The sequence below is a fragment of the Streptomyces sp. NPDC003077 genome (genome assembly GCF_040611095.1).
GTDB lineage: Bacteria > Actinomycetota > Actinomycetes > Streptomycetales > Streptomycetaceae > Streptomyces.
The window spans coordinates 16,651-31,529 of the sequence record NZ_JBEXNM010000047.1; the positions used below are offsets into that span (position 1 = coordinate 16,651).

Consider the following 14,879-nt stretch of genomic DNA (forward strand, 5'->3'; position numbering starts at 1 on the left):
TCACCGGCGCCGATGTGCCCGCCCGGGTGGGGCGGGCACACCGGCGCCCGGCCGGGTGGCGCGCGGGAGGGCTACTTCTTGACGAACAGCTTCGTCGGGTCGACGCCGCTGATGATGTCGTTGTTGACCACGCCGCCGACCTTCGAGCCGTGCAGCTGGATCTGCTTGTAGTAGAAGGTCGGGATCTGCGGGAGGTCCTCCTTCAGGATCCGCTCACCGAGCGCGAACCACTCCTGGGAGGCCTTCTTCTGGTCCGTGATCAGGGCGATGCGGTCCATTTCCTTGTTGACCGCGGGGTTGTTGTAGTGCGAGTAGTTCGGCGAGCCGTCCTGGATCTGGCGGCCGTCGTAGACCGGCGGCAGCACCGTCGAGGCGCTGGGCCAGTCGGCACCCCACGCGGAGGGGTAGATGTCGAACTTGTTGTCCTTCTTGCCGATCACGTCGTAGTACGTGTCCGCCGGCAGGTCCTTGGGCTGGACGTTGAACCCGGCCTTGCGCAGGTTGTCGGTGACGGCGACGGAGTACTTCTGCGGCTCGGCGGCGGTGTTGAAGGCGAAGGTGAGCTTCATGCCGACCTTGCCGGCCTCCTTCAGGAGCTGCTTGGCCTTCTCCACGTCGCCCATCGGCTTCTTGAGCTTGCCGTAGGGGTCGATGTCCTTGTAGCCGGTCAGGGTGGGGCTGATGTAGCTGCCGGCCAGCTCGCCGCCGCCCGGGGTGCCGTACGTGTCGAGGATGGCCTGCGTCGGCAGGGCGTAGGCGATGGCCTCGCGGACCTTCTTGTCCTTGAGCCGGAACATGTTGAGGTTCATGACGCCGACGTACGGCTGGTAGCCGGAGGTGGAGCGCTTCTTGATCGCCGGGTCGTTGGACACCTGCGGCATGCTGGCCGCGTCGACCTGGTTGTTGAAGCTGATCGCGTTCTGGTTGTCGGTGTTGTCGGCCATCAGCCGCTGGGTGGAGTCGGCGTAGGAGACACCGAACTGGATGTCGAACCTGTCGACGTACTGGTGGCGCGCGACGTCCGTCTTGGGGTCCCAGTTGGTGTTCTTGACCAGCGACATGCTCTTGCCGGACTTGAACGACTCGATCTTGTACGGGCCGGAGGCCACCGGCGCCCTGTCGTACTTCTCCTTCGTGTCGCCCTTCTCCTGGACGATGCCGTACCCGGCCATCGCCAGCGCGTACGGGAGGTCCGGCACGGGCTTCTTGAAGTGGAAGACGATCGTCTTGTCGTCCGGCGTGTCCAGGATGTCGTCCGGGATGTGCTTGCCCTTGTACGGGCCGTCCGGCAGCAGCTTGCGGTAGTCGGTGCTGTTGGCCAGCCACTGCTGGACGTAGTACGGGCCGTCCGTGATGAACGTCGCGAACTGCCGCTCGAAGGTGTGCCGGACGTCCTTGGCAGTGATCGGCGAGCCGTCCTGCCACTTGATGCCGTCCTTGAGCTTGAACGTCCACGTCTTCTGGCCGTCCGAGGGCTCGCCGCTGTCGGTGGCCAGGTCGCCGACGACGGTGTACTTGCCCTTGTTGTCCAGGTGGTACGTGGTGAGGCGGCGGAAGAGGAGGGTGGAGACGGCACCCTCGTCACTCACGTAGATCTGCGCGGGGTCCAGGTGCGAGTAGGAGTCGCGCTGGTAGACCTTGATCGTGCCGCCGGGGGTGGCGCCGGGCACCGCCTCGGCCGGGCCGGTGGACGCCTTCTCGTCGCCGAAGGTGATCTGCGCGCGCTGCTGCTCGGCGTGCTTGCGGCCCTGGTCGTCCTTCGCCTCCGGGCTCGCCCCGCTGCTGCACGCGGTGAGGACCAGCGCCCCGGCGGACAGCGCCACGAGGGCGGCGCGTGCTCTGCGCATACGGACATTGCTCATGGTGGTGGATGCACCTGCCTGTCGTTGTTCCGTTGCCGCTGCCTGACTCGTGCGGTGCCGGGGTGGCAGCACCCCCCGCGGAACGAACGTCATCGAGCCCGTTTCGGGTCGAAGGCGTCCCGGACCGAGTCCCCGAGGAGGTTGAACGCGACGATGAAGATCACCATCGCGACGCCGGGGAAGAACAAGTACGTGATGTCGTTGCGGTAGTACTCCGCCGCGTTGGCGAACATCCGGCCCCAGTCGGGCGTGGGTTCCACCAGGCCGACACCGAGGAACGAGAGGCCCGCGATGCTGGTGACGAAGCCGGGCAGCATGTACGTCGTCTGCACCAGGATCGGCGTCATCACGTTCGGCAGCAGCTCGCGGCGGATGATGCGGGCCGGCGACGCCCCGCTGACCTTGGCGGCCTCGACGAACTCGCGCTCCCGCAGGGACAGCACCGCGCCGCGCAGCAGCCGCGCCAGCGCCATCCAGCCCAGCACCCACATGACGAGGATGATGATCAGCGCCCGCAACCAGGTGGGCATCGCGTCCTCCGGCGCGACGAAGATCGCGCTGACCACCGGCACGAACGCCACGAAGAAGAGCTGGTTGGGGAACGCCATCAGCAGGTCGATCAGACGGCCGATGAAGTAGTCCGTCCGGCCGCCGAAATACCCGGCCGCCACGCCCAGGATGATCGCGGTGAGCACGGAAACGACCGTGATCGCGAGCGCGAGGAACAGCGTATTCCGAATTCCGAAGATCAACTGCGTGAACACGTCGCGGCCCAGCGTCGGCTCGATACCGAACCAGAACTCACTGGAAATCCCGCCGTTCGGCTGCGCCGGATAGCCGTTGACCAACAGGCCGGGCGTGATTTGCCCGTAACGGGTGTAGGGGTCCTTGCCGTAGAGCTTGGAAATGACCGGGGCGAGCAGTCCGATGAGGAAGAAGGCGATCACGACGCAGGCACTGATCACGCCCGTGCGGTCGCGCCGGAATCGCATCCACATCAACTGGCCGGGAGACCGGCCCACGAGGGCGCCGCTCTTTCGGTCCTTTTCCTTGATCAAACCGTCCGGGCCGAGTTCCGGGGTTCCGGAGTTGGCCATGGCGGTCGGGGATGGGCTGGTCATCGCGAAATGCCCCCGCGCCGAGTTCTCTGCGAACAGGAAGCGGCACAGAGTCGCACCGCTGGTTGAGCGGACTTTCGCAAGTGATTTATGACGCAGTCAAGGGGCTGACAAGCGCGGACTCGCACTGTTCGAGCTTCTTGAGCGAAGATTGCGCAGATTGACGCCACCACGTGCTTGACAGTGGCCCGCCGTGCACGGCATGTGCGACATGTCATGCTCAACTGCCGTCGCGAGCGGGCCAGTTGACTCCTGTCACGCCGATATACGGACGCGTCGTGCTCGACAGCGTACGGCCGCGCGGGCGCCGCGGGCCGGCCGGGGCGCTCGGGTGGCGCCCCGGCCGGAAGGAGTTGCGCCGGACGGAGGAGGGGCGGCTGGACGGCGCGGGCGCCGGGGGCGCCGCCGGTGCGGGCGCCATGAGCAGCGCGAACGCCAACTGCCGCGCGGGGGCGGCGAGTTGAAACGGAACCGGGCGGGGCGTGCCGCCGCCCGGCCCGTCGTCAGGGCCGGGAAACGCCCAGCGACCGCTTCAGGAAGTCCACTTGGAGCAGGAGCAGGTTTTCGGCCACCTGCTCCTGTGGCGTCATGTGGGTCACTCCGGACAGCGGCAGCACCTCGTGCGGACGCCCGTCCGCCAGCAGCGCGGAGGACAGCCGCAGGCTGTGCGCCACCACCACGTTGTCGTCCGCCAGACCGTGCACGATCATCAGCGGCCGGTGCGGCATCGCCGCGTCCACCAGGCCGTCGTCCCAGACCAGCGAGTTGGCCCGGTAGACCTCGGGGTCCTCGTCCGGGTGGCCCTGGTAGCGCTCCGTGTAGTGGGTGTCGTACAGGCGATGGTCGGTGACCGGCGCGCCCACCACGCCCGCGCGGAAGACGTCGGGCCGCCGCAGCACCGCCAGCCCGGCCAGATAGCCGCCGAAGGACCAGCCGCGGATGCCGACCCGGGACAGGTCCAGGGGGAAGGTCTCGGCCAGCGCGTGCAGCGCGTCCACCTGGTCCTGGAGGACGACGGCCGCCACGTCGCGGTGGATGGCCTTCTCCCAGGCCGGGGAGCGGCCCGGCGTGCCGCGGCCGTCCGCGACGATCACCGCGAACCCCTGGTCGGCGAACCACTGCGAGGTCAGGTGCGCGTTGTGCGCCGCGACCACCCGCTGTCCGTGGGGCCCGCCGTACGGGTCCATCAGCACCGGGAGCGGCCCGTCGGCCTCCGTGTACCCGGTGGGCAGCAGCACCGCGCAGGGGATGCGCCGGTCGCCCGCGAGAACGAATTCCGGCCGCGTGGTGAGCACCGGCACCTCGGCGTGCGAACCGATCGCCGCCAGGTGCGTCTCCCCGCCGTCCGCGTCCAGCCGCACCACCTCCACCTGCGCCCCGGGCCGCTCCACCGACACGTGCGAGAGCACGGCCACCGCGCCCTCGCGCACCGCCGAGGACACCGACGGGTACGGGCGGGCGCCGACCCGCTCCCAGCCGCCCTGGTCACCGCTGCCGCGGTACCAGGCCCGGTAGACGCCGATGTCGTGGTTGTCCTCGCCGCTCGCCGAGAACAGGACGTCGTCCTCGCCCACGTCCAGCACCGCGCGGACGTGCAGCGGGGCCGCCGTCAGCGGCCGGTCGCCGACGAACAGCCGGCGCGCGCCGCCCTCGTCCGCGATCCGCACCAGCCGCCCGTCCGGCGTCCAGGCCGGCGCCCCGGGGAACAGTTCCAGCCACCGGTCGTCCCCCTCGGCGTGCACGGTGGCGGTGGCGCCGGTCGCGGTGTCCACCGTCAGATAGCGCTGCGCGCGCTGGTCCCGGGTCTGCACCAGGAGGAGCGGCGGCCCGGCGGCCGACCAGTGCACCCGCGCCAGGTACGGGTACCGCTCGCGGTCCCACGTCACGTCCGTGCGGGAGCCGTCCAGGCCGAGCAGGGCGAGGGAGACCACGGCGTTCGGGGTGCCGGCCGCCGGGTAGGCGACCTCGGCCGGGCGGCGGTCGGGCTGCGCGGGGTCGGCGATCCACCAGCGGCGCACGGGCGCCTCGTCCACCCGCGCCGCCAGCACGCGGTCGCTGTCGGGCGACCACCAGTAGCCCCGGAAACGGTCCATCTCCTCCGCCGCCACGAACTCGGCCAGCCCCCACGTCACGGCGGGGGCGTCCGGCTCGGCGAGGGCGCGGTCGCCCTGCGGCGCGGGATCGCCGTCCTTGGCGGCGGCGTCCGCCGGGACGACGCGGAGCGCGCCCTGCGACACGTACGCGACGTGCCGGCCGTCCGGGGACGGGCGGGGGTCCACCACCGGCCCCGGCACGGAGAGTTCGCGGGCGGTCCCGGCGCGCAGCTCGGAGACGAACAAGCGCCCGGAGAGGGTGAAGGCGGCCAACTCCGCCGCGGCGTCCACGGCGTAGCCGATCACCCCGGCGGAGCCCTCGCGGGTGCGCTCGCGGCGCGCCCGCTCCTCGGGGGACAACTCCTCCGCCGCGCCGGCGAGCAGCGTCTCGGGGTCGGCGGCGGCGAACTCCCGCCCTTCGTCGAGGTCCAGGACCCACAGCAGGTTCGCGCGGTCGGTCCCCGACCGGGAGCGCAGGAAGACGACCCGCCGGCCGTCCGGCGCGATGGTGAAACCGCGGGGCGCGCCCAGGGAGAAACGCTGGGTGCGGGCGTGTTGTCGGGGAAAGGAAGGCTGTCCGGTCATGCGCAGAGCCTAGGGGGTGCGGGGCGGATCGCGGGGGTGCCGCGGGCGTGCGGAGGGGCGGGGGTGCGGGAGCCGTGGTGGGGCCGTGCGCGGGGGTGCCGGGCGGGCGTTTCGGGTGGCGCTCGGTGGGGGCGGGGGCGTGTGTGCGGGGATGGCGGTGGTGTCCGCGCCGGACGTTCCGGGCCGGTGGGTGCGCCGCGTGGGGGCTTGCGCGCGGACCGGTGGCCCGCGTGCGCGCGGGGGCGTGCACCTCGGGTGGAAGTGGATCACACGCGCCCCCATCGAGCTTCCGTGCCCCTCCGTATGCGCGGATACGGAAAGTTATGATCCCTTGCGCACAGTGGGTACGGAGGGAAGGGGTCGCGGCATCGCCATGCCCGCGGCCTTCCGGCGCGGTCCGCCGCGCCCGCCCAACGCTGTCCCGACCGCGCGTACTTGGAGGTGAACCGCCGTGGCACTCTCGATTTCGGCGGTGGTGCTGCTGGCGATCGTCGTCTTCCTGCTGATCAGGAAGTCCGGGCTGAAAGCGGGGCACGCGGCCGTCTGCATGCTGCTGGGCTTCTACCTGGCGACCTCGTCCATCGGACCCACCATCAAGCAGCTGACGACGAACGTGGCCGGGATGCTCGGGGGGATCAAGTTCTGACCCGGCGGGGCGGGGCCGGACGCGGCGGCCGATCCGGAGGGCGCCGTTCGGGCGGCGGGCGTTGCGGAGGGCGGCCGTCGGGCGGGGGGCGTCGCGGAGGGCGGCCGTCCCGGTCGTGGGCCGCGCCGCCCGGCTCGTACGCTGTTGGACATGTCCGACCTTCCCGCCCGCCGTCTGCTCTTGGTGCACGCACACCCGGACGACGAGTCGATCAATAACGGCGCCACCATGGCCAAATACGCGCACGAAGGTGCCCTGGTCACGCTGGTGACCTGTACGCAGGGTGAGGAGGGCGAGGTCATCCCGCCCTCCCTCGCGCACCTCGCGCCCGACCGCGACGACACCCTGGGCCCCTACCGGGCCGGGGAACTGTCCGCCGCCATGCGCGAGCTGGGCGTGCGCGACCACCGCTTCCTCGGCGGGGCGGGCCGCTACCGCGACTCCGGGATGATGGGCGCGCCCCAGAACGACCGCCCCGGCGCCTTCTGGCGGGCCGACCTGGACGAGGCCGCCGGCCACCTGGTCGCGGTGATCCGCGAGACCCGGCCGCAGGTCCTGATCACGTACGACGAGAACGGGGGCTACGGCCACCCGGACCACATCCAGGCCCACCGCGTCGCCATGCGCGCCGCCGACCTCGCCGCCGACCCCGCCTTCCGCCCGGAACTGGGCGCGGCGCACGCCGTCACGAAGATCTACTGGAACTGCAACGCCCGCTCCGACGTCGAATCGGGGTTCACCCGCCTCCGCGAGGCGGGGCTGTCCTTCCCGGGCATCGCGTCGGTCGACGACGTGCCGGGGGTGGTGCCGGACGCCGCCGTCACCGCCTCGATCGTCGGCGGCGAGACGTACGGGAACGCCAAGAAGGCGGCGATGCGGGCGCACGCCACGCAGATCGCCGTGGACGGCCCCTTCTTCGCGCTCTCCAACGACCTGGGACAGCCGCTGTTCGCCACCGAGCACTACCGCCTCGTACGGGGTGTCGCGGGCGGTCCGGACGGCGGGCGCGAGGACGATCTCTTCGCGGGGATCGACGCGGGGGCCGACGAGAAGGGCGCGACGGCATGAGCGCGGAGAAGGGCAAGGGGCCGAAGAACGCGGGCTCCAAGGGGAAGGGCGCGGGAGGCGCCGGGGCCGGTGGTGGCTCGGGCGCCGGGCCGGGCGTCGGTGCGGGCAAGTCCGCTGCCGGTGGCTCGTCCGGTGGTGCCGGCAAGCGGGCGCGGGCCGGGAGCGGCGCGGGAGGTGCCGGGGCGGCTGCCCGGGGCCAGGCCGGGGCCAAGAGCGGCGGCGGCGCTTCGGCCGGGACCGGTGCTCCCGGAGCCGGTGCGGCGCGGGCCGGTGCGGCGCGGGCCGGTGCGTCCGCGGCGGCAGGACAGGCCGTCGGGACGCCGGGCGCGCGCTGGGCCGGGTACGTCCTGCTGCTCGTCCTGGGCGCGGTCGTCGCGGTGGCGGGGACGCTCGTCCAGGCCGCGTGGTTCCCGGGCGGGCTGCTGCTGGCGCTGGCCGGCGCGGGCGGCCTCTTCTACGGGGGCGGGGCGGCCACGGGGACGACGGCGGGGGTGCTGGCGCCGGGCGCCGGGTGGCTGGGGACCGTCGTGTTCCTCAGCAACACGCGTCCGGAGGGCGACTTCGTCTTCGGTTCCGGGCTCGGATCGTACGGCTATCTGCTGGGCGGGATCGTCATCGCTGTGATCTGTGCCACCAGGATGCAGATGCGGACGGCGCGCGGGCAGGCGGCTGGATTTGGTGGTTGACGTCCTGACCGGTGTGATCTTGTCCGAGGGCGCCCGGACGCCCGTACGTGGGGCCTTCCCCCGCTGTCCGGGTACCGGTGTGCGGCGGACAGTATGGTGGTGCGCGCCGCCGAGCCGCCCAAGCACCTTACTGACGAGCGGCGGAGCCAACCGGGAGAACCTGCTTTGAGTCGTGTATCTGACAGTTCGTCCTCCGGCGCCCAGGGCCGCGGCGGTGCCGCCTACCCCTCGGGAACGCCCCCGTACGGAAAGCCTCGGGAGGACGCCGACGAGGCGATAGCGGCCGGGGCCGCGGCGCAGCCGGAGGAGCCGAAGACCGAGACCACCGTGACGACGCGGATCAAGATCAACATTCCGGGATCGCGCCCCATTCCGCCGGTCGTCGTGCGCAAGTCGGTCGGTGAGGAGTCCGGGATGAGTGGATCGTCGGGAGCGGCCGGTTCCGCGGGCCCCGCCGGAGCCGCGGGCGGTGGCGAACGCGGCCCCGAGCGTCCGGGGCTGCCCACGCGTCCGGCCGGTGCGGCCCGCACGGGTGGCGGCGCGCGGCCCGCCGCGGCGGCCGAGTCGTCCCAGGGGCGGGCGGCCGAGAAGGAGAAGACGAGCGACTGGTTCGCGCCCCGGAAGCCCACGCCCACGCAGGCGCGGCCGTCCGCGCCCGCCGGAGCCCCGGGTGGCGCCCCGGCCTCCGCGGGGAACCCCGGCGGCGCGCCCGCCCCGGCCCCGGGCCGCCAGCAGCGCCCCGACCTGCCGTACTTCTCGGACAGCCCGGGCGCGCCCAGCGGCGGCGCGGGCACGGCCTCCCCGTTCGACGCCCCGGTGGGCGCTCCGCAGGAACGCAGCCCGTTCGACGGCCCGATGGGCCCGGGCCCGGCGGGTCCCGCCGGACCGGGCGCGGGACAGGACCGTGGTGCCGGTCAGGGCCCCGGCGCTTCCGGTGCCGGTCAGGCTCCCGGCGCTCCCGGCGCGGGTGGGCGGAAGGCCCCGGCCGGGCCCGGTGCGTCCAACGGGCGGACCGGTCAGGCCGGTTCGAAGCCCCCCGCCGCGCCGAGCGGGCCGACGACCGGGCCGGTCGGCGGCACCATGCCGCTCGACGCCCCGGGCGGCTTCGGCGCGCCCGCGGGCGGGCCGCCCCGGATGAGCGACGACACCGCCGTCCTGACGCCGCAGGCCCCGGCGCCCGCGCCGAAGGGCGGCCCGGGCGGGCGCGCCGGTGGCGCGGCCGGTGCGCCGGGCGTGCCGGGTGCCCCGGGCACGGCCGCCCCCGGTGGTCAGCGGGCCGGCGGCTCCAAGGGCGGCAACCCGAAGGGCGGTGCGCCCAAGGCCAAGGGCCCCAAGGGCGGCAACGCCAACAACGGCGGCAACCCGAACAACGGCGGTGCCGCGGCCAAGGGCGGCAAGCAGGGCAAGCAGGGCAAGGGCGGCGGCAACCGCGGTCCCCAGGGCGGCCCGGGCATGCCCGGGGGCGCCGTGTCCGGTGCGCCCGCCGGTTCCCGTCCCGGTGCGCCGATGGGCTCCGGGCCTGGTGCGCCCGGCGGTCCCCGTCCCGGTGCCGGGCAGGTCGGCGACACGCTCGTCGGCGGTATCCCGGCGGTCCCGGGCGGCGGCGGCCCGGCGGGGCCGACGCCGTTCCCCACGGGCCCGTCCGCGGCGGCGAACGGCGCTCCCGCGGCGCCCCGGCCCCCGCTGCCCAAGATCCCCGAGATGATCAATCCGCCCAAGAAGAAGGGCCGGGGTTCCAAGGGGCCCAAGGGCGGCAGCGGTCCCAAGGGCGGCGGCGCCCCCAAGAAGAAGGGCCGCAGCAAGATCGTGCTGCTGGGTGTCGGCATCGTCTTCGTCGCGGGCGTCGCGTACGGCGCGGGCCTGCTGCTCGACCACGCCGACGTGCCCAACGGCACCACCGCGCTCGGCGTGGACATCGGCGGGCTCTCGAAGGACGAGGCGGTCAAGCGGCTCGACTCGGCCCTCAAGGACCGCCTCACCCAGCCGTTGAAGATCACGGTCGACGGGCAGCAGCGGACCCTCCAGCCGGAGAGGGCCGGTCTGGGCGTCGACACCCAGACGACCGTCCGCAACGCCGCGGGCCGGGACTACAACCCGGTCTCGGTCGTCGGCGCGCTGTTCGGCGGCAGCCGCCCGGCCAAGCCCGCCATGACCGTGGACGACGAGAAGCTGACCATCGCCCTCCAGCAACTGGCCGGGCCGGAGGGTCAGGCCAAGGAGGGCGGGATCACCTTCGAGGACGGCAAGGCCGTGCCGCACTACGGGACGCCGTACAAGAGCGTGGACGTCAAGGCCTCGAAGGAGCAGGTCGCCGACGCCTACCGGCAGCGCGTCGAGACCGGCAAGGACACCCCGCTGGTGCTGGCCGCCACCGAACAGCAGCCGAAGGTCAGCAAGGAGGAGGTGGACCGCGCGATGAAGGAGTTCGCCGAGCCCGCGATGTCGGGCATGGTCACCATCCAGGCGGACCCCGCGCACCGGATCCCCTTCAGCCCGCAGCGGTCGATCCCCAAGTTCCTGTCGATGACGGTCGTCGAGGGCGGGAAGCTCATGGAGCATTACGACCTCCAGAAGCTGGAGCAGCTCTACGGCAACGCCTTCGCGGGCGTCACGGTGAACGCGGCCGAGGGCCCGCGACCGGTCCAGCCGAAGGACGTGGCCAACGCGCTGAGCAAGGCGCTGCGCGGCACGACCCCGGCCGAGCGGATCGGCACCATAGTGACGAACGGGAGCTGAGCGACGCCGGTGACATCACACCGGCGGCCGGGGCCCGGGGGCGGAAGCCTCCGGGCCCCGGTTGTTTCCGTTTCGGCGGGGGCGCCAGAGCCCACCGGACGCCGACCGACCTGGCCGACCCGGCAAAACCGATGCCCCGCCACCCCCGCCACCCCCCGAACCCACCCCCTGACCTGCCACTTTTCAGCCACCCTGTAGAGCCACCCCCATGACCCCGTAAGGGTTCCCACCCATGACATCTGTCATCCCGGGCTCACGACGCCCGACACTGCACGGGGCACCCCCGTCTCCGTGAAGCTGGGTGACATGACGAGCACAGCCACCACCACGGCCGGGAACCCGGCCCCGCACCGCGCCGGAGGGGAGCCCGTCGTCAGCTTCCGGCGCGTCAGCAAGAGCTACGGCAGCGTACGGGCGGTCGCCGATCTGGACCTGGAGCTGTACCCGGGGGAGACGGTCGCGCTCCTCGGGCCCAACGGCGCCGGCAAGTCCTCGACCCTGGACCTCCTCCTCGGCCTGCGCAACCCCGACGCGGGAACGGTGTCCCTCTTCGGCACCACCCCGCAGCGCGCCATCGAGCAGGGCAAGGTCGGCGCGATGCTCCAGAGCGGCGGCCTCATGGGGGCCGTGAAGGTCAGGGAACTCGTCAAGCTGGCCTGCGACCTGCACCCCCGCGCGTACCCCGTCGACCAGGTGCTCGCCACCGCCGGGATCACCCAGATAGCCGACCGCATGGTCGACAAGCTCTCCGGCGGCCAGGAGCAGCGGGTCCGCTTCGCGCTCGCCACCGCGGGCGAGAACAGCCTGATCGTCCTGGACGAGCCGACCACCGGCATGGACGTGACCTCCCGGCAGACCTTCTGGGGCACCATGCGGGACCAGGCGCGGCAGGGCCGCACGGTCCTGTTCGCCACGCACTACCTGGAGGAGGCGGACGAGATCGCCGACCGGGTGATCGTGCTGCACCGCGGCCGGGTGCTGGCCGACGGCACCGCCGCCGAGATCAAGTCCCGGGCCGGGGCCCGCCGGATCTCCTTCGACCTGGACGCCCCGGCGGACGGCGACGTGCTGCGCACGCTGCCGCACCTGACGACCATCGAGGTGTCCGGCCGCACGGTCCGGATGCAGTCGCGGGACGCCGACGCGACGGTGCACGCGCTGTACGGGCTCGGCCTGTACCCGCGCAACCTGGAGGTGTCCGGGCTGGGGCTGGAGCAGGCGTTCATCGCGATCACCACCGCCTCCGACGGCCCGGCCCCCGCCGCCGCCGAGGAGACCGCACGCACCACCGGGAAGGCCGCACGATGACCACCCTGATCAAGCTGGAGATCACCCGCGCGCTGCGCAACAAGAAGTTCCTGTTCTTCTCGGTGATCTACCCGGCGCTCCTGTACGTGCTCATCGCGGGCGCCGCGGACGACACGCCGATTCCGGGCACCCACCTCAGCATGGGCCTGTACTACATGGTGTCCATGGCCGCCTTCGGCGCGATGACCGCCGTCCTGATCGGCAACAGCGAGCAGATCGCCAAGGAGCGCGAGAAGGGCTGGGTGCGCCAGCTCCGGCTGACCGCGCTGCCCGGACGCGGCTACGTCGCCGCCAAGGTCGCCTCCGCGGCCACCGTCAGCCTCCCGTCGATCGTGCTGGTGCTGGTCGCCGGGGCGGTGGTCAAGCACGTCCGGCTGGACGCGTGGCAGTGGGCCGCCATCGCGCTGGGCACCTGGCTCGGCAGCCTGGTCTTCGCCGCGCTCGGCGTGGCCATCGGCTACCTCGCGTCCGGCGACGCGGTCCGCCCGATCACGATGCTGATCTACTTCGCCCTGGCCTTCATGGGCGGACTGTGGATGCCGATGACGCTGCTGCCGCGGTGGGTGCAGAACATCGCGGAGTGGCTGCCGACGCACGCCTACGCGGCGCTCGGCCGGGCCGTCGAGGGCGGCGCCGCCCCGCACGCCAAGGACATGGGCATCCTCCTCGGCTACCTGGTGCTGTTCGCGGGGGCCGCGGCCTGGCTGTACCGCAAGGACACCCGGAAGGCGTGACGCCGTGACGACGAGGAACGGGCCCCGCGACGGCGAGCCCCGCGACGCCGGGGCCGACGAGCTGCCCGACGACCGCAACCCGATCATGATGGGCCAGGCGCCGCGCAACCGGCGCCAGGCGCTCGTGAAGATGTCGTGGATCGCGATCTGGCTGCTGTACCTCGCGGGACCGGTCGCGGAACTCCTGGGCGCGCCGCTGTCCGGCCCCGTCCGCGCGTTCGGCTGGGCGGGGCTCGTCCTCTTCGTCGGCACCTACTTCCTGCTGATCTTCCGGCACATGATCCGGCTGCTGACCCCGCCGGTGCGGTACACGGCGCTGGGGGTGCTGGCCGTGCTGTCCGTCACGCTGAGCCTGGTGCTGGGCGCGCCCTGGCTGACGCTGTTCATCTTCACGTCGGTGGCGTGCGCCATGGTCCTGCCCTGGCAGCGCTCCCGGATGGCGATCCCGGTGCTCACGGCCGTCCTGGGAGCGGTGGGCCTGGCGATCCCGGAAGCGCGGGACTACTACCTGTTCGCGTACATGCTCCCGACGCTCGGTGTCGGCTACATGATGATCGGCGTCCAGTACCTGATCCGTACGACGCAGGAACTGCGCGCCGCCCGGCAGGAGGTCGCCCGGCTGGCCGCCAACGAGGAGCGGCTGCGCCTCGCCCGCGACCTGCACGACCTCCTCGGCCACTCGCTCTCCCTGATCACGCTCAAGAGCGAACTGGCCGGGCGGATGCTGCCCGGCTCCCCGGAGGCCGCCGCGCAGCAGGTCGCGGACATCGAACGGGTGAGCCGGCAGGCGCTGGTGGACGTCCGCGAGGCGGTCACCGGCTACCGGCGGCCCCGGCTCGCCGTGGAGCTGGCGGGCGCCCGCGCCGCGCTGCGCAGCGCGGGCGTCGAGGCCGTCGTCGACCCGGCCCTTGAACACCCGTACGAGGGCCTGGCGGCCGAGAAGGAGGGCGCGCTCGCCTGGGCGCTGCGCGAGGCGGTCACCAACGTCGTCCGGCACAGCGGCGCGGACCGCTGCGAGCTGCTGCTCACCGAGGAGTGGGAGGCCGACGAGCGCCGCACGCTGTGCCTGTCCGTCATCGACGACGGCAAGGGCCCCGCGCGCGGGCAGCACGACGGCAACGGCCTCGCGGGGCTGCGCGAGCGGCTGGCCCTGGCGGACGGCCGGCTGGACACCGGGCCCGCCCCGCGCGGCCGGGGCTTCGCGCTGCGCGCCCGCGTCCCGCTGGGCACCGTACCGGCGGTGCGGGAGACGGAGGCCGACTCCTGCCCGGACGACGCGTCCCTGTCCGGCGGGAAGGGCGTCGCCCCAGGTCAGACGGGGTGACGAGGGGCAAGGCGCGGCTGCGGGCCGCCGACCGGGCGGCGTCCACCGCGTTCTACGCTGGCCCGTATGACAGCGAACGACGGGGCGCCGCCCGCACCACCCATCAGGCTCCTCCTCGCCGAGGACCAGTCGATGGTCCGGGAGGCGCTCGCCGCGCTGCTCGGGCTGGAACCGGACCTCGAAGTCGTGGCGCAGGCCGCCCGCGGTGACGAGGTGCTGCCGGCGGTCCGGGCGCAGCCGGTGGACGTGGCGCTGCTGGACATCGAGATGCCCGGGATGACCGGGCTGGACGCGGCCGGACTGCTGCGGGAGGAGTTCCCGGAGCTCAAGGTCGTCATCCTGACGACCTTCGGGCGCCCGGGCTACCTGCGCCGGGCGATGGAGTCCGGCGCGCACGCGTTCCTGGTCAAGGACGCGCCGGCCGCCCAGCTCGCCGACGCGGTGCGCCGGGTGCTGCGCGGCGAGCGGGTCATCGACCCCGTACTGGCCGCGGCGGCGCTGGTGGACGGCGCGAGCCCGCTGACCGGCCGCGAGCAGGACGTGCTCCGCGCGGCGGCCGACGGCTCCACCAACGCCGAGATCGCCGGGCGGCTGCACCTCTCCCAGGGCACGGTCCGCAACTACCTCTCCCTCGCCATACAGAAGACGGGCGCCCGCAACCGGGCGGAGGCGGTGCGCACGGCCGAGGAGAAGGGCTGGTTGTAGCGCGGGCGACGAGG

Annotated in this window: 12 protein-coding genes; 9 read left to right on the top strand and 3 right to left on the bottom strand. The window is 73.0% G+C overall.

Features of this window, described 5'->3' with window-relative positions; all coding sequences use genetic code 11:
• Window positions 1–71 precede the first annotated feature (71 nt).
• Window positions 72–1,862 carry an ABC transporter substrate-binding protein gene (locus ABZX96_RS26405; RefSeq protein WP_355549160.1) on the bottom strand — a complete coding sequence of 597 codons (1,791 nt, stop codon included), beginning with the start codon at window positions 1,860–1,862 and terminating at the stop codon, window positions 72–74.
• Window positions 1,863–1,951: 89 nt separating this feature from the next.
• On the bottom strand, window positions 1,952–2,959 hold the full coding sequence (locus ABZX96_RS26410) for an ABC transporter permease (RefSeq protein WP_355549249.1): 1,008 nt from the start codon (window positions 2,957–2,959) through the stop codon (window positions 1,952–1,954).
• 299 nt (window positions 2,960–3,258) lie between these two features.
• Here ABZX96_RS26410 and ABZX96_RS26415 point away from each other — a divergent pair, with 299 nt between their 5' ends.
• Window positions 3,259–3,444, top strand: a complete 186-nt coding sequence (locus ABZX96_RS26415; RefSeq protein WP_355549162.1) for a hypothetical protein — start codon at window positions 3,259–3,261, stop codon at window positions 3,442–3,444.
• A gap of 39 nt (window positions 3,445–3,483) precedes the next feature.
• Here the strand turns inward: ABZX96_RS26415 and ABZX96_RS26420 are convergent, their stop codons facing one another.
• Complete coding sequence (locus tag ABZX96_RS26420) at window positions 3,484–5,658, bottom strand: prolyl oligopeptidase family serine peptidase (protein ID WP_355549164.1); 2,175 nt, start codon at window positions 5,656–5,658, stop codon at window positions 3,484–3,486.
• A 451-nt stretch (window positions 5,659–6,109) separates the two neighbouring features.
• On the opposite strand from ABZX96_RS26420, the gene ABZX96_RS26425 reads away from it, so the two are divergent.
• From ABZX96_RS26425 to ABZX96_RS26460, 8 genes are all read left to right on the top strand, one after another.
• On the top strand, window positions 6,110–6,304 hold the full coding sequence (locus tag ABZX96_RS26425) for a hypothetical protein (protein WP_355549165.1): 195 nt from the start codon (window positions 6,110–6,112) through the stop codon (window positions 6,302–6,304).
• 150 nt (window positions 6,305–6,454) lie between these two features.
• A complete protein-coding gene (mshB, locus tag ABZX96_RS26430) occupies window positions 6,455–7,372 on the top strand; it encodes an N-acetyl-1-D-myo-inositol-2-amino-2-deoxy-alpha-D-glucopyranoside deacetylase (RefSeq protein WP_355549167.1) in 918 nt (305 codons plus the stop codon).
• Window positions 7,369–8,058, top strand: coding sequence for a DUF6113 family protein (locus ABZX96_RS26435; RefSeq protein WP_355549169.1), 690 nt, complete (start codon window positions 7,369–7,371; stop codon window positions 8,056–8,058). The genes mshB and ABZX96_RS26435 overlap by 4 nt, the downstream gene beginning before the upstream one ends.
• Before the next feature lie 165 nt (window positions 8,059–8,223).
• Window positions 8,224–10,794, top strand: a complete 2,571-nt coding sequence (locus ABZX96_RS26440) for a hypothetical protein (RefSeq protein ID WP_355549170.1) — start codon at window positions 8,224–8,226, stop codon at window positions 10,792–10,794.
• A 306-nt stretch (window positions 10,795–11,100) separates the two neighbouring features.
• Complete coding sequence (locus ABZX96_RS26445; RefSeq protein WP_355549172.1) at window positions 11,101–12,102, top strand: ABC transporter ATP-binding protein; 1,002 nt, start codon at window positions 11,101–11,103, stop codon at window positions 12,100–12,102.
• Entirely contained in the window at window positions 12,099–12,836 is a 738-nt protein-coding gene (locus ABZX96_RS26450) for an ABC transporter permease (protein ID WP_355549174.1), read from the top strand. The genes ABZX96_RS26445 and ABZX96_RS26450 overlap by 4 nt, the downstream gene beginning before the upstream one ends.
• Window positions 12,837–12,921: 85 nt before the next feature.
• Window positions 12,922–14,160 carry a sensor histidine kinase gene (locus ABZX96_RS26455; RefSeq protein WP_355549251.1) on the top strand — a complete coding sequence of 413 codons (1,239 nt, stop codon included), beginning with the start codon at window positions 12,922–12,924 and terminating at the stop codon, window positions 14,158–14,160.
• Window positions 14,161–14,226: 66 nt separating this feature from the next.
• The gene (locus ABZX96_RS26460) at window positions 14,227–14,865 is read left to right on the top strand and encodes a response regulator transcription factor (protein ID WP_355549175.1); all 639 of its coding nucleotides are present in this window, start codon (window positions 14,227–14,229) and stop codon (window positions 14,863–14,865) included.
• The last annotated feature ends 14 nt before the right edge of the window (window positions 14,866–14,879 follow it).